This is a genomic window from Pseudomonas sp. 32A (assembly GCF_052682255.1).
In genome coordinates this window covers 2,106,499-2,130,149 of record NZ_JBQYLY010000001.1, presented here as the reverse complement: position 1 = coordinate 2,130,149, position 23,651 = coordinate 2,106,499, and the positions used below count along the sequence as shown (strand labels likewise).

General features: G+C 62.6%; 18 protein-coding genes. 5 read left to right on the top strand and 13 right to left on the bottom strand.

Translation table 11 applies throughout. The features are described 5' to 3' along the window. From ACUN0G_RS09840 to ACUN0G_RS09785, 12 genes are all read right to left on the bottom strand, one after another. Positions 1 to 1,716 carry a dipeptide ABC transporter ATP-binding protein gene (locus ACUN0G_RS09840; protein ID WP_445573236.1) on the bottom strand — a complete coding sequence of 572 codons (1,716 nt, stop codon included), beginning with the start codon at positions 1,714 to 1,716 and terminating at the stop codon, positions 1 to 3. Continuing rightward, positions 1,713 to 2,576, bottom strand: a complete 864-nt coding sequence (locus tag ACUN0G_RS09835) for an ABC transporter permease (RefSeq protein WP_076016009.1) — start codon at positions 2,574 to 2,576, stop codon at positions 1,713 to 1,715. The genes ACUN0G_RS09840 and ACUN0G_RS09835 overlap by 4 nt, the downstream gene beginning before the upstream one ends. After that, positions 2,573 to 3,553 (bottom strand): ABC transporter permease, encoded by a 981-nt coding sequence (locus tag ACUN0G_RS09830; protein ID WP_026078166.1) that lies wholly within the window; start codon positions 3,551 to 3,553, stop codon positions 2,573 to 2,575. Before ACUN0G_RS09830 ends, ACUN0G_RS09835 begins: the two co-directional genes overlap by 4 nt. Further along, positions 3,550 to 5,211, bottom strand: coding sequence for an ABC transporter substrate-binding protein (locus ACUN0G_RS09825; protein WP_445573235.1), 1,662 nt, complete (start codon positions 5,209 to 5,211; stop codon positions 3,550 to 3,552). Before ACUN0G_RS09825 ends, ACUN0G_RS09830 begins: the two co-directional genes overlap by 4 nt. Before the next feature lie 969 nt (positions 5,212 to 6,180). Next, a complete protein-coding gene (locus tag ACUN0G_RS09820; RefSeq protein ID WP_445573234.1) occupies positions 6,181 to 6,687 on the bottom strand; it encodes a GNAT family N-acetyltransferase in 507 nt (168 codons plus the stop codon). A 41-nt stretch (positions 6,688 to 6,728) separates the two neighbouring features. Further along, the gene (locus tag ACUN0G_RS09815) at positions 6,729 to 8,129 is read right to left on the bottom strand and encodes an LLM class flavin-dependent oxidoreductase (RefSeq protein ID WP_445573233.1); all 1,401 of its coding nucleotides are present in this window, start codon (positions 8,127 to 8,129) and stop codon (positions 6,729 to 6,731) included. Between the two features lie 37 nt (positions 8,130 to 8,166). Continuing rightward, positions 8,167 to 9,825 carry a dipeptide ABC transporter ATP-binding protein gene (locus tag ACUN0G_RS09810; protein ID WP_445573232.1) on the bottom strand — a complete coding sequence of 553 codons (1,659 nt, stop codon included), beginning with the start codon at positions 9,823 to 9,825 and terminating at the stop codon, positions 8,167 to 8,169. Continuing rightward, positions 9,822 to 10,685, bottom strand: coding sequence for an ABC transporter permease (locus ACUN0G_RS09805; protein ID WP_076014576.1), 864 nt, complete (start codon positions 10,683 to 10,685; stop codon positions 9,822 to 9,824). Before ACUN0G_RS09805 ends, ACUN0G_RS09810 begins: the two co-directional genes overlap by 4 nt. Before the next feature lie 15 nt (positions 10,686 to 10,700). Next, positions 10,701 to 11,753, bottom strand: a complete 1,053-nt coding sequence (locus tag ACUN0G_RS09800; protein ID WP_445573231.1) for an NADP(H)-dependent aldo-keto reductase — start codon at positions 11,751 to 11,753, stop codon at positions 10,701 to 10,703. A gap of 32 nt (positions 11,754 to 11,785) precedes the next feature. Continuing rightward, positions 11,786 to 13,039, bottom strand: a complete 1,254-nt coding sequence (locus ACUN0G_RS09795) for an acyl-CoA dehydrogenase family protein (RefSeq protein ID WP_421523464.1) — start codon at positions 13,037 to 13,039, stop codon at positions 11,786 to 11,788. A gap of 23 nt (positions 13,040 to 13,062) precedes the next feature. Next, positions 13,063 to 13,995, bottom strand: coding sequence for an ABC transporter permease (locus ACUN0G_RS09790; RefSeq protein ID WP_445573230.1), 933 nt, complete (start codon positions 13,993 to 13,995; stop codon positions 13,063 to 13,065). Continuing rightward, a complete protein-coding gene (locus tag ACUN0G_RS09785; RefSeq protein WP_445573229.1) occupies positions 13,992 to 15,695 on the bottom strand; it encodes an ABC transporter substrate-binding protein in 1,704 nt (567 codons plus the stop codon). Before ACUN0G_RS09785 ends, ACUN0G_RS09790 begins: the two co-directional genes overlap by 4 nt. A gap of 434 nt (positions 15,696 to 16,129) precedes the next feature. Between ACUN0G_RS09785 and ACUN0G_RS09780 the strand changes: the two genes are divergently transcribed. Continuing rightward, complete coding sequence (locus ACUN0G_RS09780) at positions 16,130 to 18,280, top strand: TonB-dependent receptor family protein (protein ID WP_445573228.1); 2,151 nt, start codon at positions 16,130 to 16,132, stop codon at positions 18,278 to 18,280. A 144-nt stretch (positions 18,281 to 18,424) separates the two neighbouring features. Here the strand turns inward: ACUN0G_RS09780 and ACUN0G_RS09775 are convergent, their stop codons facing one another. Further along, entirely contained in the window at positions 18,425 to 19,360 is a 936-nt protein-coding gene (locus ACUN0G_RS09775; protein ID WP_445575540.1) for an AraC-like ligand-binding domain-containing protein, read from the bottom strand. Positions 19,361 to 19,720: 360 nt separating this feature from the next. Between ACUN0G_RS09775 and ACUN0G_RS09770 the strand changes: the two genes are divergently transcribed. The 4 genes from ACUN0G_RS09770 (at position 19,721) to ACUN0G_RS09755 (ending at position 23,637) form a co-directional block, all read left to right on the top strand. Then, entirely contained in the window at positions 19,721 to 19,882 is a 162-nt protein-coding gene (locus tag ACUN0G_RS09770) for a hypothetical protein (protein ID WP_421523460.1), read from the top strand. Positions 19,883 to 19,924: 42 nt separating this feature from the next. Further along, positions 19,925 to 20,983, top strand: a complete 1,059-nt coding sequence (gene oxdA, locus ACUN0G_RS09765) for an aliphatic aldoxime dehydratase (protein ID WP_421523459.1) — start codon at positions 19,925 to 19,927, stop codon at positions 20,981 to 20,983. 83 nt (positions 20,984 to 21,066) lie between these two features. Next, complete coding sequence (locus tag ACUN0G_RS09760) at positions 21,067 to 21,933, top strand: transporter (RefSeq protein WP_445573227.1); 867 nt, start codon at positions 21,067 to 21,069, stop codon at positions 21,931 to 21,933. A 189-nt stretch (positions 21,934 to 22,122) separates the two neighbouring features. Beyond that, positions 22,123 to 23,637 carry an amidase gene (locus tag ACUN0G_RS09755; protein WP_445573226.1) on the top strand — a complete coding sequence of 505 codons (1,515 nt, stop codon included), beginning with the start codon at positions 22,123 to 22,125 and terminating at the stop codon, positions 23,635 to 23,637. Positions 23,638 to 23,651: the final 14 nt, after the last annotated feature.

The window sequence follows — 23,651 nt, the reverse complement described above, 5'->3', positions numbered from 1 at the left end:
CTAGATGGCGATTTTCCACAGGCGCGATTCATCAAACAGCCAGCCGGGGTTTTCCGGCTCCAGGGCCGGCACCACCAGCTGCGTACCGCTGCCGGGCAGGCGCGGCACTGCGCCCAACAAGCGTTGGGTGTATTCGTGTTGGGGGGATTCGAACAACGTCTCGACGCTGGCGCTTTCCACCACCTGGCCGTGGCGCATCACCAGCACCTCGTCGCTGACGTGGCGGATCACTCCGAGGTCGTGGGAAATAAACAGGTAGGCCAGGCCCAGCGAGGCTTGCAGGTCTGCCAGCAAATCCAGGACCTGGGCCTGCACCGACACGTCCAGCGCCGACACCGGCTCGTCACAGATAATCACCTTGGGGTTGCTGGCAATCGCTCGGGCAATCGCCACGCGCTGGCGCTGCCCGCCAGACAGTTGCAACGGTCGGCGCTCGGCCAATTGCGGCGCCAGCCGTACCTGGTCGAGCAACTGTGTCACGCGGGCCGCCTGTTGCTCGAAGGCGATACCGGCAACGTCCAGCGCATCACTGAGAATCTGCCCGACTGTCCAGCGCGGGTCGAACGAACTCAGCGGGTCCTGATAGATCACGCTGATATCCCGGCGATGCAAACGTCGGGTCTTTTCCTCGACCCTTTCGGCGCCCGCTGCTGCCCATGGCTGGCCGAGAAAACGCACCTCGCCGGCATCCGGTTGCAGCAGCCCGAGGGCGATACGCGCCACCGTGGTTTTGCCCGAGCCCGATTCACCGACGATGCCCAGGGTGCGGCCGGCGCGCAGCTCGAAGCTGACGTCGTCCACCACCTGGCGCGACTGTTGATCGGGGCCGACATACCGTTTGCCCAGCCCGGAGGCCTTGAGCAACACCGGCGAATCCGCGCCCGGCCGTGGTTGCGCCACCGCGTTGCTGCGCTCCGGCGACAAGCGTGTGCCACGGGCATGTTCGGCGGGCACCGCATCCAGCAGCGAGCGTGTGTAGGCATGGCGAGGATTGAGCAGCACCTGGTCCATCGGCCCCTGTTCCACCACTTCACCGTGGCGCAGCACCAGTACCTCATCGGCCAATTGCGCAACCACCGCCAGGTCATGGCTGATGATCAGCAGCGAATCGCCACGGGCCTTGATCTGCTGCAACACCTGCAGAATCTGCGCCTGCACCGTGGCATCCAGCGCGGTGGTCGGTTCATCGGCGATCACCAGGCCGGGGTTCAATGCGAGTGCACTGGCTATCAGCGCACGCTGGCGCAGGCCGCCGGAGAGTTGATCAGGACGCTGGCGGGCACGCAGTTGCGGTTCGGGTACGCCCACCAGATCCAGCAGTTCGATGACGCGTTCGCCACGGCTGCGACGGTCGCCCCAGCGATGGGTCTCCAGCACCTCGAGAATCTCCTTGCCCACCGGCCGCAACGGGTCGAGGGACACCAGTGCGTCCTGCAATACAAAGCCGATGCCATTGCCACGCAAACGACGCCAGCCACGCTCCGACAGGCTGAGCAAATCCACCCCGTCATAGCTCAAGGTACGTGCGGTAACCTTGGCACCGGCACCTGCGAGGCCGATCAGGCTGCGGGCGGTGACGCTTTTGCCGGAACCGGACTCCCCCACCAACGCCAGGGGCTTGCCCGGCTCCAGGGTGAAAGACAAATTGCGTACGACAGACTGCCCGGCAAACTCGATGGACAGCCCTTCAACGATCAAGCGTTTCTGGTCGCTCATGAAAGACGGCCCTCCAGGCGTTGTTGCAGGTAACGGCCAGTGACTGTGGTCGACAGGGTGGTGAGGACGATGAACAGGCCGGGGAAGAACGTCAGCCACCAGGCGTTGGCGATAAAGTCGCGGCCCATGGACAACATGGTCCCCCACTCCGGCGCCGGCGGGCGGGCGCCCAGGCCGAGAAAGCTCAGGGCCGAGGCCCAGACAATCGCCTGGCCCACGCCCATGGTCAGGGTCACGATCAACGGGCGCATGGCGTTCGGCAGCAACTGGCGCAGGATGATGCGCAATGGCGGATGCCCGAGGGCCCTGGCAGCTTCGATATAGCCCGCGTTACGCACCGCCAGCACCTGGCCACGAACCATCCTTGCGTAACCCGGCGCACTGCCCAGCCCGGTGGCGACAATCAGAGGGCCGATGCCGCTGCCAAAGATCGCCACGAACAGCAGCGCCAGGATCAGGCTCGGAAACGCAAACAGCACTTCCAGCAACCAACCCACGCCACGGTCCACCCGCGCGCCGCCAAGGCCGCCCAGCAAACCGAGAACGATGGCGATGCTCATGGCAATCGCTGTGGCTGCCAGGCCGATAAACAACGACTGGCGAGTGCCGTAGATCACCCGCGAAAAAATATCCCGCCCCGACTGATCGGTGCCGAACCAGTGGGCCAGGCTCGGCGAATGAAACGCATCGCGGGGCACGATAGCCAGCGGGTCGCTGTAGGCGAACAACTGCGGCACCAGCGCCGCGACAATCACCAGCAGCAAAAAGGTAATCGCCAACAGCGGACCGAGGCGCAGGGTGCGAGTGGTGCGCTGAATCCGCAGCGCGGGCAGCGGTGTTTCCAGGGTCAGGCCGCTCATGCTGGAAGCTCCTGTTGGCGAGGGTCGACCCACAGGTACAGCAGGTCGACCAGGATGTTGGCGAGCACGTAACCGGCGGCGACCACCAGGCTGATGCCGATGGTCAGCGGCAGGTCCTGTGCCTGCACCGCCTGGTACAACTGGCGGCCGAGGCCCTTGCGGGAAAAGATCACTTCAATCACCACGGCGCCGCTGATCAGCGCGCCGATGGCCCAGCCCGACAGCGAGATGCCCGGCAACACGGCGTGGCGCAACGCGTGCTTGAAGCGCACGTTGAAGTCACTCAGGCCACGGGTGCGGGCGGTCAGGATGAAGGGTTGGTCGAGGGTCAGGTCCAGGGATTCGCGGGTGACCTGGGCGATAAACCCGGCCAGCGGAATGGCCAGGGCGAACGACGGCAGCACCAGGGTGCGCCAGCCATCACTGCCCGCCGGCGGGAACAGCCGCAGGCCGAACGCAAACACCGCCAGCAATAGAATCCCCAGCCAGAAATGCGGCAACGCGGCGGCCAGGGTTTCGGCCAACGAGGCCAGGCTGGCAACCCAGCGCCGGCGCCCCGCCGTCAGCACCGTCAGCGCCAGCACCAGAACCCAGGCCAGTGCGAGGGATGTCAGGGTGAGTTCCAGGGTTGGCCAGGATTGCTCCGCGAGGACGCGGGTCACCGGCAGGTGCTGGGAATAGGAAACCCCCAGGTCACCCTGCACCAGGCGCCCGAGGTACAGCGCATATTGCACCGCCAGAGGCTTGTCGAGGCCGTATTCGCGGGTGGCTTCAGCGATGGTTTCAGCAGTGGGATTGCCACTCGGGCCGCCGAGGATCGCCAGCACCGGATCACCGGGCATCAGGCGCAAGGCAAAGAAAGTCAGCGTGGCCACCGCCCAGAGCACCAGCACGCCGCCGGCAAGGCGCCACAGCGCACGTTTGCCGAGCCGGGCCAGGCGCTCGTGGCGAGGGTTGGCAAGTGATGGACGGCTCATTTGTTCACCCATGCGTCATAGAGATACGTCACCGCCAGCGACGGCTCCAGCCGCACGCCCTGGGTGGTCTTGTAGATACCCAGCCGCGTGCTTTGCGGGTAGGTGGTCAGTTGCAGGTACTGGCTGGAAGCGATTTTCTGCGCCTGGTAATACAGGGCCCGGCGCTGCTCGCTGTCCTGGGTGGTGAGGGCCTGCTGGATCAGCGTGTCGAAGGCTGGATCACTGAAGCCTGCGGTGTTCTGGTGATAACCCCCGACGCCTGCCGGACGGATGAACTCGCTGCCAAAGATGATCCGCAGCACGTCGGCGGTGTTGGTGTTCCAGTAGCCGAGGCGAATGTCGTAGTCCCAGTCGGCCTGGCGCTTGGTGGCCTGCACGTCACTCATCTGGTCGACGATCAGCTCGAAGCCGACCTGCCGGGTGGTGGCCTGCACCTGCTCCCACAAGGTGTATTCCGACGGTGGCGTGCGGTTGCCCATCACCACGTGAACTTGCAGACGCTTGCCGTCCTTGGTGCGGTAGCCCTCGCTGTCGCGTTGGGTCCAGCCGGCCTGGTCGAGCAACTGCGCGGCACGGGCCGGGTCGTAATCCTGGGCGTGCTGGAATTCCGGGTTGTAGAAGCGCGTGGCCGGGCTCAACGGCCCACCGGCGCGGGGGAATTCGTTGAAATACACGCTCTTCAACGCGCCCTCGATGTCGGAGCTGCGCACGAAGGCTTCGCGCACCCGCAGGTCATCGAACGGCGCACGGGTGATGTTCAGCGTGCCGTTGGTGGGGTTGCCGGGGCGTTGGGCGATTACCAGGGTCAGGTCCGGGTTGCGTCGCGCGGCCTCGTGGGATTCGGGAGGCAAGGCTTCGATCACGTCGACCTCGCCGGCCTGCAACGAGGCGAAGCGTACGGAAGGTTCCTGGATGAACTTCCAGACGATCCGGTCGAGCCAGGCCGGGCCCTGGTGTTTGGCGGTGGGTGGGGCCCAGTTGTAGTCGGGGTTGCGCACCAGTTCGACCTGGCTTTGGCGGTCCCAGCGCACGACCTTGAACGGGCCGCTGCCGACCGGGCTTTCGCAGTTCTCGTCGCGGGAGCGCAGCAGTGCGGTGGGGGACTCGATGCCGAGGAAGCCTTGGGCCAACACTTCCAGGAACGCGGCGTAAGGCGTGGCCAGGTGCACCACTGCGGTGTATTCGTCGAGCACGTCGGTGCTGCGGTATTGGCGGATGTAGCCGCCTGCGGTGCTGGATTGGGTCTTGGGGTTGGCCATGTGGTCGAGGTTGGCCTTGACGGCGGCGGCGTTGAACGGGGTGCCGTCGGTGAAGTGCACGTCGTTGCGCAAGTGGAAGGTGTAGGTCAGGCCGTCGGGGGAGACTTCCCAGGTCTTGGCGAGCCAAGGGCCGATGCGGCCGTCGGTGTCCATTGAGACCAGGGAGTCGAGGTATTGCTGGGCGACGAACACCTGGGGCATGTCGCCGGCCACGTGGGGGTCGAGGCAGGTGGGTTCGCGGTCGGTGGCGTAGACCAGGGTGCCGCCCTTTACCGGTTGGTCACTGCGGGTGACGGTGGAGCTGCTTTGGCCGCAGCCGAGCAGCAGGCTGCAGAGTGTGGCGGTGCCGATGAGCAGCAACGGGGTGGATCGTCGCGGGTAAGGGGCGGGTTCTTGCATGATGACTGAGGCCTAAAGTCCGGGAACTGGGTCATTGCACAAGGCATGCCGGGTTTTTGGGCCTGTAAACAGGGGGTGTTGGGGGTTTAGGTGATGGCTGAAAACGACAATGTGTGCGGCAACTGTTGGCCAGGCAACATCTGGCCTTGGGGGGAGTACATATCCGTTGCTGCGGTAACGGCCACTTATGGTTCCGCTCTTACAGCGGCTCACTTTTGAAGAGCGCAAAAGTAAGCAAAACGCTCTTGCCCCACCACTCGGCACCTCGCCTAGGCTCGGTGTGCCCTCACTCCGGCTTTGGACCGTGGGCCGCCGTCATGGGCCATCCTTGGCCCAGGACGGCTAACCTGGCGTCCTGCCAGGTTACCCACGCTCCAAAGCCTGCGTTCGGCCAGCGTGGTTTAACGGGGCGCCTAAGATCAAGATCAAAAGCAAGAGCACAGCGGCCTACCGGCCGGCTTGAGTGTTGAAGAGCAAAATCAAAAGCTCAAGCGGGCACGGTCCAAAAAATGTGGGAGCGGGCTTGCTCGCGAAGGTCGTTAACGATGACGCTGGCATTCTGGATGAACGCGGCGCTCTCAGGTTTTTCGCGAGCAAGCCCGCTCCCACAGAAAAGCAGCTCTGCGTCAGCTCTGGATCTTGCCTCTGCTTTTAACACTCAAGTCGGCCGGGAGGCCGCTGTGCTCTTGCTTTTGATTTTGATCTGACTGCCCCAATAAGCCCGAGGCCGAACGCAGGCAGTGCGGAGCGGGTAAACCGGCAGGACGCCGGTTTAGCCGCGCCGGGCCATGGATGGCCCGTCGCGGCGGCCCGCTTCGCGGTGCCGGAGTGAGGGGACACCGAGCCTAGGCGAGGTGCCGACAGGCGGGGCAGAGCCCTTTGCTTACTTTGGGGCTTTTCCAAAGTGAGCCGCTGTAAGAGCGGAACCATAAGCCGCCGTTACCGCAGCAACGGATATGTACTCAACCCTCATTCCACAGAACCCACCAAAGGCACCCGATATCGCACCAACGGCAACGGCTCATCATGTTCCACCACGGTCTTTTCAGTCTGCGGTTCAGCCACAAACCCAAGCGCCCGATAGAAACCCAGAGCGCGCCGATTCCCCTGCACCACCCAAACGGTCGCACTGATAAAACCGGCCTCGATCAACTGCTCCCGAACCCGCCCCCAAAGCCGCTTACCAATCCCCTGCCCCCAAATGCCGGGCAACAGATTGAGCGCCCGCAATTCCCCGGTAATCGACGATGCATCCGCATCCCGACTGCTACCAAACGACGCCCACGCCACGAGCTCCCCGTCCAACTCCACCACCCACACCGACAAGGTGCCAACACCGATGGCCTGGGCCAGAAACGCCGTGCGCTGTGACACGCCGCTGTTCAGTTCAGCAAGAAAACGCTCGGACAAAATCTCCCGGTACGCAGCCTGCCAAGTCTGCAAATGGATGTGCGCCAACCGCGGCGCATCTTCCACCCTGGCAGCCCTGAAATACAGAACCCCCTCAGGCACACCACTCACGCCGGAAACCGCAACGGCAACGCCGGCTTCAGCAACGCCTCCGGATCCCGATAACGCGCGCCAAAATGGTCCCCCGGCAACCGAGCCAGCCCAGCCCCAAACAACCGCTCCCGCAGCGTCTCCCCCTCGTTGTACCGCTCACGAAACCGCCCCCGACGACGCAACTCCGGCACCACCAATTCAATAAAATCCCGCGCCGTTTCAAACGACAAATACTGCCTCAGGTTAATCCCGTCGATCCCATCCTCATCCAGCCATCTCTCAATCGCATCAGCCACCACCGTAGGTGTACCGGCAACGAAAAAACGCTCACGGTTGAAGCCGCCAAGCTGGGCCAGAACCGCGCCCACCGTGGAATCCGGTTTATACCGGCTCAAACTCTCCCACCCCTTGACCTGCCGCCCCACCAGATCACTGATCAAGGTATCCCGCGGATACGCCGTCAAATCGATCGCCGACTGCCCATGAGCCAGCGACGCCTCAACACTCACCAGCTTGCGATAACTGTCGAGCTTGGCACTCACCTCCTCATCGGTACGCCCGACGATCACCCCCGCCATCACAATAAACTTCAACCCCGCCGGATCGCGATCATGCTCAACCGCCTTCTGCCGCATCGCCTGGATATTCGCCCGCACCGCCGGCGCATCATTGCCGCCGGTAAACACCACTTCAGCATGCCGCCCGGCAAACTCGATGCCCGCCGGTGACCCGGTGGCCTGAAACAACACCGGCGTACGTTGCCGCGAAGGCTGGCACAAGTGCGGACCGGCAACCTTGAAGTGCTCCCCCACGTGGTTGATATAGCGCACCTTGTCCGGATCGGTGTAGATCCGGCGCTCGCGGTCGACGATTACCGCGTCGTCGTCCCACGAGCCTTCCCAAAGTTTGTACAACACGTCCAGATATTCATCGGCGATCTCGTAGCGGTGATCATGGACCACCTCAGTGTCGTGCCCGAAGTTGCGCGCCGCATTCGGCAAATATGAGGTGACGATGTTCCAACCCACCCGCCCCTTGGTCAGGTGATCGAGGGTACTCATGCGCCGCGCAAACGCGAACGGCGGTTCGTAGGTGGTGGAAAAGGTCGCGCCGAAACCAAGGTTTTTAGTCACCCCGGCCATCGCCGGAATCACCAGCAGCGGGTCGTTGCTGGGGATCTGCATGCCTTCACGCAACGAGGTTTCAGGGCCATCACGAAAACGGTCGTAGGTGCCAATCACGTCGGCCAGGAACACACCGTCAAAGGTGCCGTATTCCAGCAACTGCGCCAGCTCGGTCCAGTAGTCCAGGTCGTTGAAGCGGTGTCGGTTGTTGTCCGGGTGCACCCACAAACCATGGACGATGTGACTGACGCAGTTCATCTCAAACAAATTCACGTGCAGTTGCTTGGGCACCTGAAGCACTCCTTTCGTAGATACGTTTTCCAATACGTCAGATCGCGACGTTCAGATAGAACGGGACTGGCGTGTAGTCGGTTTCAAGGGTCGGGATCGCGTCGATCAGCGCGCGGGTATAGGCGTGGGCCGGGCGGTCGAAGACGGCGCGTACCGAGCCGGACTCCACCACTTCGCCGGCTTTCATCACCAGTACGCGTTCACTGACGTGATTGATCACCCCCAGGTCGTGGGAGATGAACAGGCAGGCCAGGCCGAGGCGGCGCTTGAGGTCGTCGAGCAGCTTCAGAATCTGTGCCTGTACCGACACGTCCAGCGCCGAGACCGGTTCATCGCAGATAAGGATTTGGGGCTCGCAAGCCAACGCCCGGGCAATCGCAATCCGTTGGCGTTGGCCGCCGGAGAGTTCGATGGGTCGGCGGGACAAGGCGCTGGCATCGAGGCGCACCAGTTCCAGCAGTTCCAGTGCGCGGTCGCGCCGTGCGTGACGCGGTACACCGGCCACCACCAGCGCTTCGAACAGCACACGCTGCACCGTGTAGCGCGGGTCGAAGGAGCTGAGGGGGTCCTGGAACACCACTTGCACCGCACGCCGGGCTTCGCGTTTTTGCCGGGTGTCGAGGTCGGACCAGCGCTGGCCCTTGATCCATACCTCGCCGGCATCGGCGGTTTCCAGGCCGAGTATCAGGCGGGTCAAGGTGGTCTTGCCGCAGCCCGATTCACCCACAACCCCCAGCGTCTCGCCGCGACGCAGTTGCAACGACACCTGGTTCAACACCGTGCGGGTTTTGCCGTCGGGACCAACAAAGGTTTTGGAGAGATCACGCGCTTCGAGCAGCACCTCGCCTTCGGGAGCAGGCTCCGGTTCAACTGCCGTAAGCAACCGGCGTGTGGGCTGGAAGTGCACGGCCTTGGCCGCCCGCAGCAGCAGTTGCGTATACGGATGACGCGGGTCTTGCAGGACCTGCTCGGTGCTGCCCTCCTCCACGATCACCCCGTGGCGCATCACGGCCACGCGATCGGCCAGGCGCGAGACCACCGACAGGTCATGGCTGACCATCAGCAGCGCATTGTCTTCGCCCCGCAGGCTTTCCAGCAGCGCGATGACCTGGGCCTGCACCGTTGCATCCAGTGCCGTGGTGGGTTCATCGGCAATGATCAGCCGTGGGTTGCAGGCGATGGCCGAGGCGATCAACGCACGCTGGCGCAAACCGCCGGAAAGTTGCCAGGGGTATTGGCTGGCGCGCAGTTCCGGTTCTGGCACGCCAACATCCCGCAGCAGTTCCAGCACCCGCAGGCGGCGCGCTTCCAGGCCCAATGCGGTGTGCAGGTGCAACGGTTCTTCGATCTCGGCACCGACGCGGCGCAGCGGGTCCAGCGCGCCGAGGGCGTCCTGCATCACAAAGCCGATGCTCGCGCCGCGCAGTTGCTGCCAGGCCCGTTCGTTGAGCTGGCGCAGGTCGATGCCCTGGAAGGCCAGCTTGGCGGCCTGGACGTGGGCGTCCTTGCCGGTGAGGCCGGCCAGGGTGCGGGCAGTGACGCTTTTGCCGGAGCCCGACTCCCCCACCAGCGCCAGGCATTCACCGCGATGCAACTGCAGGCTGACGCCGTGCAACACCGGCTCGGCCTGGCCGAAACGGACCGTCAGGTCGCGGATATCGACCAGCGGGCCGAGGGTATGGATGTTCATCGTCATAGGGGCTTTCCTTCGCTGCGGCGCAAGAGTTCGCGGCCGATGGCACTGATGGAGACAACGGTCAGGGTGATGATCAGGGCGGGCCAGGCCACCAGCCACGGCGCATTGGCCAGGAAGCTGCGCCCGATGGACATCATCCCGCCCCACTCCGGCGCGGGCGGCGGTGCGCCGAAGCCGAGGAAGCTCAAGGCGGCGCCGGCGGTGATCGCGCCGCCGACGCCGATGGTGGCGAGGATCAGCACCGGCTTGAAGGCATTCGGCAGGATGTGCCGCAGCACCACCGCCAGATGGGATTGGCCGAGGGTGACGGCGGATTCGACGTAGCCGGCGTTGCGCACATTAAGGGTTTGCGCCCGCACCAGCCGCGCATAACGCGGCACGCCGGCGATGCCAATCGCGAGAATCAGGTTGGCCGTGCCCTGGCCGAAAAACGTGATGATCACCAGCGCCAGCAACAGGTCGGGAAACGACAGCAACACGTCGATCCCGCGCATCAGGGCGCCATCCAGCCAACGCGGACCAAGGCCGGCGATCAACCCGAGCAAGGTACCCCAGGCCAGTCCCAGCGCCGTAGCGGCGATGCCCATGAACAGCGACGAGCGCACGCCATAAATCAACCGGCTGAGCACGTCGCGCCCGTTCTCATCGGTGCCCAGCCAATACACGTTGCTCGGCGCCTGGAACGCCAGGCGCGCCGACGCCTCCAGCGGGTCATAGGGCGCCAGCCATTGCGGAACAACGGCGGCCAACAGCAGCAGGGCAACAAACACCCCGGCGAGCAATAGGCCCGGCCGCAGCCGGGTCAGCCCGGCAAGACGCAACGGGCGAATGCCGCTCAACGTATCAATGGTCTGCGTCATGCCAGGCTCCTCGTTCTAGGGCGCAGGGTTGGGAATGCGCTGGTGGATGGCCTGGACCTGCGCCTTGATCTCGTCGCTGAGGCTCACGTCCAGCGCGCCGAGGTTGTCGCGCAATTGCGCCAGGCTGGTTTGCCCGGTGAGCGCGCTGGTGACGAAGGGTTTGTCAATGATGAAGGCCAGGGCCAACTGAGCCGGCGTCAGGTCGTGCTGCCGGGCAATTTCCACGTAGCCGGTGATGGCCTCCTGGGCCGAGGCGCTGTCGTAGCGGTTGAAGGTGCGGTACACCGCCGACAGTCGCGAGCCCTCGGGACGTGCGCCGCCCAGGTATTTGCCGGTGAGCGCACCGAAGGCCAGCGGCGAGTACGCCAGCAGGCCGACGCCTTCGCGGTGGGTGAACTCCGAGAGGCCGCCCTCGTACAGACGATTCAGCAGGCTGTAGGGGTTTTGCACACTGGCAATTCGCGGCAGGCCGAGGCGTTCGCTTTGCTTGAGAAACTCGGCCACGCCCCACGGGGTTTCGTTGGAAACGCCGATGTGGCGCACCTTGCCGGCCTTCACCTGATCGGCCAGCACCGCCAGGGTTTCCTCGATGGCGACGCTCTGGGTGTCTTCCCGATACGGGTATTCGCGCTGGCCGAAGATGTTGGTGGTGCGGTCCGGCCAGTGCAGCTGGTAGAGGTCGAGGTAGTCGGTGTTCAGGCGTTTGAGGCTGCCGTCCAGGGCTTCGACGATGTTGCGCCGGTCGTGGTGGCTGAGGCCGTCGCGGATGTGTTGCTGGCTGCTGGGGTCACGGGCCGGGCCGGCGATTTTGCTCGCCAGGATCACCTCGTCCCGGCGACCACTGGCCTCCAGCCAACTGCCGATGTAGCGCTCGGTGGTGCGCCAGGTTTCGGCCTTGGTGGGCGTGGGGTACATCTCGGCGGTGTCGATGAAGTTGATGCCTTCGGCCAGCGCCAAATCAATCTGCTGATGGGCATCGGCTTCGGTGTTCTGGTGGCCCCAGGTCATGGTGCCCAGGCCCAGCACGCTGACTTGGATATCGCTGTTGCCCAATTGGCGGTAACGCATGGGTGATCCTTTTTTATTCAAGGGTTGAAGGCTCATACCGCACTCGCTTCGTCGCGGGCGGCCTGCTGCTCGGCGTCGGCGGCTTGCAGGCTGCGCCAGGCGGCGTTGGGGGTGACGTCGTTGAGGTAGTAGTTGCCCAGGGCCCGTTCGCGAAAGATCGCCGGGTTATGGGAGGCCAGGGTGCGCGCGTTGCGCCAATGCCGGTCGAAACGACGCGACTCGCTGGTGGCGGAGGCGCCGCCGACTTCGAACAGCAGCGTGGTGGCTTCCAGTACTTGTTCCAGCACGATCTGTTGGGCCTGAAAGGCGCGGATCTCCGCCTCGGTGTAATGCTCTTCGTTGGCGTAGCCGCCCTGCTCTGCTTCGTGCACCTCCTGAAGGACCTCGGCAACGGCCAGCACCTGGGTGCGGGCGGCATAGGCCAGGCTCGACAGGCGACCGATCACCCGCTGCACCAGCGGATCGTCCTTGGGGCTCGATTGCCCCGGCACGCCAAACGCGCGGGTGCGGCCTTTGACGAATTCGGTGGCGTCGCGCAGCACGGCGTTGGCGATACCGGCCAGGGTCGCCAGATGGAACAGCTGGTAGAACGCGCTCAGGTAGGACTCGGCGCGCAGTTCGTCTTTCTTGAAGCGCCGCACGATGTGCTGCGCCGGTACGTCGACCGCCTTGAAGCGCGTGGTACCGCTGCCGGTGAGGCGCTGGCCGAAGCCGTCCCAGTCATCCTCGACGGTGACACCCGGCGCGTCGGTACGCACCGCGAGGCTGACAAAATCCTCGCCATCCAGGGCAACGGCGGCGATCCAGTTGGCGTACAGCGTGCCGGTGCAGTAGTACTTCTCGCCGTCCAGTTGCCAGCCGGAATCGACGGCGCTGAGGGTCACCGAGTTGCGGGTGGTGTCGGTGCGTTCGGCCATGGCGGCGCCCCACAGCTCGCCGTCGACGACTTTGGCGAACCAGTAATTTTGGGACTCGCTGTCACGGCTGGAAATCCGGCCTTCAACAAACCCGAAATGCGCGCGCACAATCTGCGGCAGGTTTGAATCCGCCTCCCCCAGTTCAATCAACAGGCGAAACAACTGCGGCAGGCTCGCACCCAGGCCGCCCAATGCCTGCGGCACACGCAGGGCGCCAAAGCCGGCCTCCCGCAGCCACGCCACCGCATCATGGGCCAGCTCGCGTTGCTGCTCGCGGGCGACGGCGGTGTCGGCTATCCGTGCAAATACGTCGGCGAAACGCTGGTGCAAGTCGGCATAACTCACCGCAGCGGGGATCGAAGCACTCATGGTTTTTCCTTCTTCAAAGACACTCACGCTTGATGGGCCCGGGGGTCAATCCAGCGGTTGATCAAATCGACGGCCAGGTTCACCAGCACGTACACCGTGGCTGCGAGCAGGGTCACCCCCAGCACCATCGGCACGTCTTTGTTACTGGTGGCATCGAGCATCAAGCGCCCGATGCCCTGGCGTGCAAACAGCAATTCCACCACCACCGCGCCCCCCAGCAGGCTGGCGAACACGAACCCGGCCAGGGTTACCAACGGCACCAGCGCGTGGCGCAACGCATGGCGCAGGCGCACAGCGGTTTCGGACAGGCCGCGTGCGCGGGCCATGGCGATAAAGGGTTGTTCGAGGGTGTCTTCCAGGGACTGACGCAGCAGTTGGGTCAGCACCGCGGCTACCGGCAAGGCCAGCGCGACCGAGGGCAGGATCAACGAACGCCAGCCCACGGAACCGGACGGCGGCAACCAGTGCCAATGAAACGAAAACACCAGCAACAGCAGCATGCCGATCACAAACGAAGGCGCCGACGACAGCACCAGTTCACTGCCGGAGACGACTGAGCGCACCCAGCGCGAACGGTTGGCGGTGAGGATCGCGCACACCAAGGCCAACACCACCGCCAGCAGCGCCGCGCTCAGGGACAGTTGAATGGTTGCGCCGATCTGCTCGGCAATCGCCTGCTGCACCGGGATACGCAAGCGGTAGGACTCGCCCAGGTCGCCATGGGCCAGGCGTACCAGGTATTGGCCGTATTGCACGATCAGGGGCTGGTCCAGGCCGTATTCGGCACGCACCCGGGCCAGCAGCTCCGGCGTGGGCATCGAATCCGGGCCGCCGAGGATCGCCAGCGCCGTATCTCCACCGCTGAAATTGACCGCGAGAAAGGTCAGCGTCGCCGCGCCCCACAGCACACCGATGCCCGCCAGCAGCCGCCAGGCGATGGATTTGAACAGGCTCATGGTTGCCCCCGGTCCAGCCAGATGCTGGTGAAGAACGGTACGTTGTGGGAGGTATCAAAAATCACGCCCTGGACTTGCCGGCCATACGCGGTGAGCACCTGGCTTTCCACCGAAGGCACCGCCGGGACGGTTTCGGTCAAGCGCTTTTGCGCTTCGCTGTAGAGCGCCTGCAATTCAACCGGGTCGCGGGACTGGCGAGCGGCGCTGAGGACCCGATCCAGCTCGGCATCGCGGAAGCGTCCGACGTTCTGGCCGATGATCTTGTCGGTGCTGATGGCCTGGCTGTGATAGAGCACGAACAGGCCATCGGGCGTGTTGGTGTGCCAGTAACCGCCGGCCAGCGCCTGGAACTTCCCGGCATAGCGTTTCTCGGTCACCCGGGTCAGCGGCAGCATTTCGATGGGCATTTCGAAGCCGACATTTTTCAGGTCGGCCTGGATGGCCACCGAAACGCTGGCGGGAAACGCCGGGTTGTCATAGGACAGCATCGTTGCCTTCAGGCGCTGACCGTCCTTGGTTCGATAGCCCTGGGCATCGCGCCCGGTCCAGCCGGCGTCGTCCAGCAGCGCATTGGAGGCTTTGACGTCGTAGGCCAGGGCGTCGTTGTTGGGTTGATAAAACCGGGTGTTGGCCGCCAGGAAATCCGCCTTGGCGATGTATTCGCCGAAGCCGGAAATCCATGCCAGCCCTTCGCGGTCGATGGCCTTGGCGACTGCGCGGCGCACGCGTACGTCGTCAAACGGTGGCTGTTCAACGTTGAAGGTCATGCTGCGGCTCGGGTTGCCTTTGCGGATCCGGCTGCGCATCACCAGGTTCGAGTTGGCACGAATGGCGGCGGCGTTCTGGGCCGGCGCGTCGAGGGCGAAATCCGACTGGCCGGACTCCAGCGCCGTGAAGCGGATCATGGCTTCGGGGACGTAGCTCAACTCGATGCGGTCCAGGTAGGCCTCACCCTTGTGCCGCGTCACCGGTGGCGCCCAGTTGTAGCCGGGCCGCTTGATGAACACCGCGCCCTGGTCACGGGTGTAGCTCTGCAACAGGAACGGGCCGCTGCCGATGGGATGTTCAGCGATGGTCTTGGGCGCTTCGCGGATCTGTTTTGGTGAGATCATGCTCAGCCAGGACTGCGCCAGCACGTCGAGGAAGGGTGTGTAGGGTTCGCGCAAGTGGGCTTCGAAGGTGTAGTCATCGATGACCTTGCCGCCCAGGTACGGCGCGATATAGGCCGCAGCCAGCGGGGACTTGGTCGCCGGATCGCGCATGTGCTCCAGGTTGGTTTGCAGCGCCTGGGCGTTGAATTTCTCGCCGTCGCTGAAGGTCACGTCATCGCGCAGGTGAAAGGTGTAGGTCTTGCCGTCCTCGGAGATGTCCCAGGAGCGGGCCAGCCATGGGCTGATATTGCCCTGCTCGTCCTGATACACCAGGCAATCGTAGAGAATTCGGCCCATCCATTGGATGTTGCCGTTGGATAAGGCGTGAACATCGAAACTGCCGGCGTCGGAGGCGGCGGACACTCGCAAAGTTCCACCGCTGCGCCCCGGTGACGGCTCATAAAAGTCCGCCGCCGAATAAGTCACCACACCGTTAGTCACAGTGCCATCAGCCACCGAAGTTTCATGTTGTGGCGCAGCAGCCGGTGAACAGGCATTGATCGCCAGGGACAGTGATATAACCGCCGACAGTTTCAGGATGGTTGTCAATGACGCTTCCTTAGAGGAACTCGATAAACACTGAAAGTTTGCAACTACAGGCTGTAATGCAGTGAGCATGCCAGTCTTTCAGAAACGCCATCCCGACCAATAAACAAGCGCGAAACCCTTGCAGAACGGGCATATCCATAACAAACACTTATATGGTTATACCCGTTATACGACTTTAAGTTGTTGGTAGCGTTACACACTGCTTATCCACTGTTGCGTTCGCGACAGTCGCCGTAAATTCGGCCAATAAAGTTGACTGTTGAAAATTAAACACTGATTCAAAACAAAGTATCCCGCAGAACACTTACCTCCCACTGAGCGCCCGTAATCCTTGGCAAATAGCGTTGGCATAGAAACTGCTCAGAGCGAAACAGGCATGACTATTCGAATAGAAAGCTGGGGCTATCTTTATCTATTCACAAGGAACACGCTTAATGGATCCGATCTTTCGGGGAGAGTTGCAAAAGTTGACACTTGCCGTGCGGCAAGCCACTTGGCTGGCGATGCTGGGACTGGGCTCGGCCCTGATGTTTTCAGCCAGCGCACAGGCAGAGGATGAGGTCACACCGACAACCGGTACACGGCTAAAGACCGTGACGGTGGAGGCACAAAAAATCACGCCCGTTGAGGCGGCAAAGAGTCAGTTGTCCGAGGTACCCGGCGGCACCAGCGTGGTGGATAGCGAACAGGTGGCCAAGGGGCGCACCGCCACCTTGCAGGACACCCTCGCCTACCAGCCGGGTGTGTTCGTGCAGTCCACCGGTGGTAACGACGCGGCCAAGATCTCGATTCGGGGCTCGGGGGCCAACACCTCGCCGGGGTATTTCCGCGAGGGCATCAAGTTCCTGTTCGACGGCCTGCCGATCACCGGCCCGGGCGGCACACCCTACGAATTCCTCAACGGCTCGGGGGTGAACTACACCGAAATCCTGCGGGGAGCCAACGCCTTCCAATACGGCGCACTGAGCCTTGGCGGCGCCATCAACTTCGTCAACCAGACCGGCTACACCGCACCCGGGCTACGGGTGCGCGCGGAAACCGGAAGCTACGGCTATAACAAGCAAAGCCTGAGCGTCGGCGGCGTCGAGGGCGCGTTCGATTACTACCTGAATGCCGACAACTACCGCAGCGATGGCTACCGCGATTACAGCCTGTCGAAAAGCCAGGGCGTAGTGGCGAACTTTGGCTACCGCTTCAGCCCGCAACTCGAAACCCGGGTGATGCTGCGTTACCGCGACGAGTTCCACAACGACCCGAGCGCCACCACCCTGGATGCGGTGAAGCACCACTCCGACCGCGCCAGTGCCACCGCCGAAAGCAGCGGCGCCGGCAGCCGTCGCCCCGGCAGCGTATGGCTGGGCAGCAAGACCACCTACACCTTTGAGGACGACGCCACCCTGTCGGTGGGTTTCGTCTACTACCAGTACGCCCACAACAACAGCCCGAACAGCCCGAGCAACCCCAGCTACTGGGACTGGCATGACCTGAGCGCGGTGATCAACTACGACCGCCGCGACACCCTGTTCGGCCACGAAAGCCGCTCCAGCCTGGCCTTCACCTCCACCGAACACCTCAAGGGCCAGGTCGACTCCACCTTCGCCAACAAACAGACCCGCAAGTTCGTCGACTACAGCTCGTCTTTCGATCACGTGTTCTCCGTGGGCAACGACCTGGAACTGGTGGACGGCCTGTGGCTGACCAGCGGCGTCTCGGCGATCAACGTACGGCGCCATGCCGACGTCAAGGAAGCCCTGGTGGCCAATACCACCACGTACCCGAGCGATGTGACCTACGACAACTGGAGCCTGGCACCGCGAATCGGCGTGCGTTACGAGTTCACCCCGCAACTGCAAGTCTTCGCCAACGTCAGCCGCTCCGTCGACCCACCGGCATCGTGGGAATACTCCGGCTCCGGGCCGACCTCGCCGTACGTACGGCCGCTGGTGGAGCAGAAAGCCAATACCGTGGAAGTCGGGATCAAGGGTTCATCGGGCATCTTCGACGGCAGCCTGGCGCTCTACCGCTCGTGGGTGAAAAATGAATTGCTCAACGTGCAGATCATTCCGGCGACATCCACCGCAGCTGCGATCACCGGTGCATTCAACGCCACACCGACGATCCATCAAGGGATCGAGGCCGGCTTGAATACGCGCCTGTGGGAAAACACCTCGGGTGAAAAAATCACCCTGCGCCAGGTGTACACCTACAACGACTTCTACTACCGGCACGACCCGACCTTCGGCGACAACCAGTTGCCGGGAATTCCGAAGCATATCTATCAGGGCGAGGTGCAGTATCAGCACCCGGCGGGCTTCTATACCGGGGTGAACGTGCAATCGGCTTCGCGTACGGCGGTGGACTATGCGAACAGCTTCTACGCGCCCTCCTACACAATCTTCGGGGCGAACGTGGGGTATGAAACGCCGAGCAAGGACTGGAAGGTGTCGCTGGATGTGAAGAACCTGACCAATCAGAAATACGTGACGGCGGTGCAGCCGTTGTATGACGCGAAGGGGCAGGATACGGCGTCGTTGTATCCGGGGGATGGGATTGGGGCTTATGTGGCGGTGGAAATGCGCTACTAAGCCCGCACTGATCAAGCATCGGCGGCTGGGGTGAGTCGTAACCTCGGCCGCCATCACGGCAGCCTTCGATCTCGCAAAGGAATCAGCGGCCTCAGGTACTGAATCCGTGCTGTTTAGTCGCCAGCCGTTTGCGCATCAAGCGCCTCAACTTCGCCGCAAGAGGGTATTCGGCGCAACACCAAAGGCTTTGCGAAACGCGTGGCTGAAATGGGAGAAGTCAGAAAACCCGAAGTCCAGCGCCGCCTGGGAAACGCTGCGCACCTGGCCGCGCTCAATCGCTTCACGGCTGGCATTCAGACGCTCCTTCCAAATCTCTGCAACCGGGGTTTTCTGGTACCGCGCGAAGGCGCGCGTAACGGTTCGCGTGGACACATTGTGGGCTTGCGCGATGACTTCAATCGACAGGTCCGGCTCGGTCAGGTGCCGTTGGATGTACTTCATGATGCGGCCGTAGAGGTCCAGCTCCTGGTGGGTTGTCTTCAGGTCCTGAAGTTCCAGGCTGATCACCAGCAGGTCAATCAACGCGCCTGAATAACGATTCGAGATGTGCTCATCCTGCAACGACGTCGGCGCGCTCGCGGCCTGACGCAACATTTCACGCAATGGAACGACGCCGGGGCGCCGGTCGTCGAGGACCATCGCCGTGTAATCGGCGATCCGTGGCAGACGCTCGGTCAGCAAGGCCCGAGGAATACGGACCAGGTGGTTTTCGGTACCACCGAAGCTGAATCGAAACGCTTGAGTTGCGTCATAAAGAAACAAATTTCCGGTTGCCAGGCTGGCTTTTCTTCCGCCTTGCTCAATTTGTCCATGGCCATTTCGGGAGAAACCCAACCATAAATCTTCAGCCGGCCCGCTGCGCAGGTGCCGCTCGGAGCGCTCCCAGTAATGCAGCGGCGAAGACAGCGAACAGATGTCCAGATCGCCGACCGAATTGATGGCAAGCGCGCCATCGAAACTGCTCTGGGACAAGGGTTTGCTATCTGCCGACAGGCAATGGCGGCAGACCACCTCTTTCCAATAATCAAAGCGACGGGGTGCCGCTACGGCAAGGGTCGAATACTGAGTGCTTGGGTTCATGGCACTGACCTCAACAACGATGCAATTGACGCTCGATAGGTTTTGATTTGCGGCCAATTTCCTGCCATCAAAAGCAATTAACAGGCCAAGCGCAGTTGCAGGCCTCTTCAGGTGCTGCCATGTGATCTCCATCGAGACTTTCGCCAGGCGTCGGTGCTATTGCCTTCGCCGTCATCCCCATTTAGAAGCACCGCACGTCACGCGGTTGGCTTACGTGCACCAATGCGGAACACGAGTGAAGTACCCGTTCAGCATTGTCTTTTCCAACCAAACGGTTGTCTCGTCGAACAAAGCGCGCCCTCACCGCCCAGCCTAATTTCCACCTCACAGCAGCTCACCCCACCGCTGATGAGGCATGCCATGCATCCACCCTATTCACAACGATTGGCTGATTCTTCCTGGCTTCTGCAAAGGCGCGACCTCGCACCTGAAGAGTCGGCTTATTGGTTGATTGAATGGGGGGCCATGACGCTGCTGCACCGATGGCAGATCGCCAAGCGCGACCTGCCGCCGAAGCGCTGACGCCCACCCGTAGGCCTGAACGAAAATAACGAGGAGCTCAACATGGAATCTGCAATCGACACACATCTCAAATGCCCACGCACCCTGTCCCGCCGTGTGCCCGACGAGTATCAACCGCCGTTCCCGATGTGGGTCGCGCGTGCTGACGCGCAGTTGGAACAGGTGGTGATGGCCTATCTCGGCGTGCAATATCGTGGCGAGGCCCAGCGCGAGGCTGCATTGCAGGCAATGCGCCATATCGTCGGCAGCTTCAGCCTGGCCGATGGCCCGCAAACCCATGATTTGACCCACCACACCGACAGCAGCGGTTTTGATAATTTGATTGTGGTCGGGTACTGGAAAGACCCTGGCGCCCACTGTCGCTGGTTGCGCTCACCCCAGGTCAATGACTGGTGGAATTCGCCGGATCGGCTGAGTGACGGCCTGGGCTATTTCCGCGAAATCACCGCCCCGCGCGCCGAGCAGTTCGAGACCTTGTACGCCTTCCAGGAAAACTTGCCCGGTGTCGGCGCAGTCATGGATACCACCAGTGGCGAGATCGAAGAACACGGTTACTGGGGCTCGATGCGCGACCGCTTCCCGATCTCCCAGACCGACTGGATGAAGCCCACCACTGAGCTGAAAGTGATCGCCGGTGACCCTGCCAAAGGCGGACGGGTCGTGGTGCTGGGGCATGACAACCTCACACTGATTCGTTCCGGCCAGGATTGGGCCGATGCCGAGGCGGACGAACGCTCGCTCTACCTCGACGAAATCTTGCCGACCTTGCAGGACGGCATGGACTTCCTGCGTGACAACGGCCAACCCCTGGGCTGCTACAGCAACAGGTTCGTGCGCAATATCGACATGGACGGCAACTTTCTCGACCTGAGCTACAACATCGGCCATTGGCGCTCGGTGGAGAAACTCGAACGCTGGGCCGAATCCCACCCTACCCACCTGCGTATTTTCGTGACGTTCTTCCGTGTGGCTGCGGGTTTGAAAAAGTTACGGCTGTACCACGAAGTGTCCGTGTCAGACGCCAAGAGCCAGGTATTCGAGTACATCAACTGTCACTCGCAGACCGGCATGTTGCGCGACGCGCTGTCGCCAACCGCCTGAGCGCCATCGGCGCTTACAGCCCAATGACTGCTTCCTGGCCACCCTCCCCGGATGGCCCGGTCTCCCTGTGCGAGGAATAAAAGATGAATAGGATTCGCCTGCTGACACTCTCCACCCTGTTGCCCGCCTTTCACGCGAACGCCGGTGAAGTAGCCCCTGGCGACTATGAGCAATACCCGGTCGGCGCGACCATCGGTGCGATTTATTACCAGCACTCCACCACGGACTCGGCTTACGCCAACGGGCACAAGGTCAGCTCTGACTACAAGTTGAGCTCAGACGTCGGCATTCTGCGTCTGCTCCATGTCTACGCGCTCAGCGACACGGTCACCATCGACCCGCAATTTCTTTTGCCTTTCGGGCACGTCTCCAGTGGAGGTGATGCCTCGACGCTGGGCAGTACCCGTGGCGTCGGCGACTTGATCCTGACCGCGCCGGTCAAGTGGCGGCTCAACGAAGCCCGCGACACCCTCAGTATCGCCCCCTATGTGTATGTACCCACCGGCACATACGACAAGAATGACGCGCTGAATATCGGTGAGAACCGTTGGAAGTTCGAACTGCAGAGTGCCTACGTCAAGCACTTCACAGAAAAATGGGCAATGGACCTGGTCGGCGGCGCTACCTGGTATGGCGACAACACTGATTATGGTGCGAATGCCGACCGTATGAAGCAAGACGTTTCCTACGCAGCACAGATCATGGGGCGTTACATGCCGGACGCCACCACCGCGTTTGCTATCGGCTTCGGGCGCACCTGGGGAGGCGAGACGAACGTCGAGCACGTCAATCAGGATAACGAGTTGGGGACAACCAACTTCCGTCTGACGGCCACCAAATTCGTCACCCCCCAGGACCAGATCCAACTGCAGTTGGGCAAGGACCTCTCGGTGGACTACGGCGCCAAGGAAGACTTCCGCATGAACCTGCGTTACGCCCGCATCTTTTGACGCAAGCCTCCACCGGACGGCCATCGCAGACCTCTGCTGCCTTGGCGCAGGGCTGTCCGGCTCAGCCAAGTCGATGTCTTTTTCAACCAAGCCTCCGACCGGAGGCGCGGACTATCTTGAGCACCAGGCCCACTGATCTTGACGAGTACGCAGTGCTCTTCGGCCACTGACGATAAGGACCGCCCCACCATGGCAATCGTTCGCCCCACCCTTGAGCAGCTATTGGATATCGCGAGCAGCCTGCACATGCAGCTCAGCCCCGAGCAAGCTGATGAATACTTGCTCCTTATGCAGTCAAGCTTCGACGCTTACGACCTGATTGACGAGCTGCCCGACTTTATCCCGCCTGTACGTTACGAACGCAGCTCGGGCTATCGCCCATCGGCCGCACACAACCCACTGAATGCCTGGTACTTCCGGACGGAAGTCAGCGGCGCCCGTGAAGGCAAACTGGCCGGTAAAACGGTCGCGCTCAAGGACAATATTTCACTGGCTGGCGTCCCCATGATGAATGGTGCCAGGCCGCTGGAGGGCCACGTTCCAGCGTTCGACGCCACCGTCGTCACCCGCTTGCTGGATGCGGGCGCAACCATCCTCGGCAAGGCCACGTGCGAGCATTACTGCCTGTCCGGTGGCAGTCACACCTCCGACCCGGCACCGGTGCACAACCCTTATCGCCATGGGTTTGCCTCGGGTGGGTCGTCTTCCGGCAGCGCGGCGCTGGTTGCCGCGGGCGAGGTCGACCTGGCAGTCGGCGGCGACCAGGGCGGGTCCATCCGGATTCCTTCCGCCTTCTGCGGCACCTACGGCATGAAGCCGACCCACGGCCTGGTGCCGTACACCGGGATCATGGCCATCGAAGCGACCATCGATCATGCCGGCCCCATCACCGCCAATGTGCGCGACAACGCCTTGATGCTGGAGGTCATGGCCGGAGCGGACGGGCTCGATCCGCGACAGGCCGCCCCGCAGGTCGACAGGTACAGCGATTACCTGGAGCGCGGCGTGAGCGGTCTCAGGATCGGCATCCTGCGGGAAGGCTTCGAACTGGCCAACCAGGACCCGCGCGTGGCTTCGTCTGTACGCAATGCCATCGCACGGTTTTCGCAGTTGGGCGCGCAGGTCGAGGAAGTGTCGGTGCCGGAACACAAGATTGCCGGTTCGCTGTGGCACCCCATCGGCTGTGAGGGCCTGACGATGCAGATGATGCACGGCAACGGGGCCGGCTTTAACTGGAAAGGGCTGTATGACGTCGGGTTGCTGGACAAGCAAGCCGGATGGCGCGATCAGGCGAATGACCTGTCGGCCTCCCTCAAGCTGTGCATGTTCGTCGGTCAATACGGTGTCGAGCGCTACAACGGCCGTTTCTACGCCAAGGCGCAAAACCTCAGGCGCCTGGCACGCTCCGCTTATGACGCGGCATTGGCGCGCTATGACCTGCTGGTGATGCCTACCGTGCCGATCATTGCCCAGCCCCACCCGGAGCCGGGTTGCTCGATCACCGAGTATGTGGCCCGAGCCCTGGAAATGATCGGCAACGCCTCCGCCCAGGACATCACCGGCCATCCGGCCATGTCGATTCCCTGCGGCCTGGTAGACGGTTTACCGGTCGGGCTCATGCTGGTGGGCAAGCACTATGCCGAAGGCACGATTTACCAGGCTGCCGCGGCGTTCGAAGCGTCTGTTGACTGGAAAAACGGTTAGCCGGTCCTGCAGCG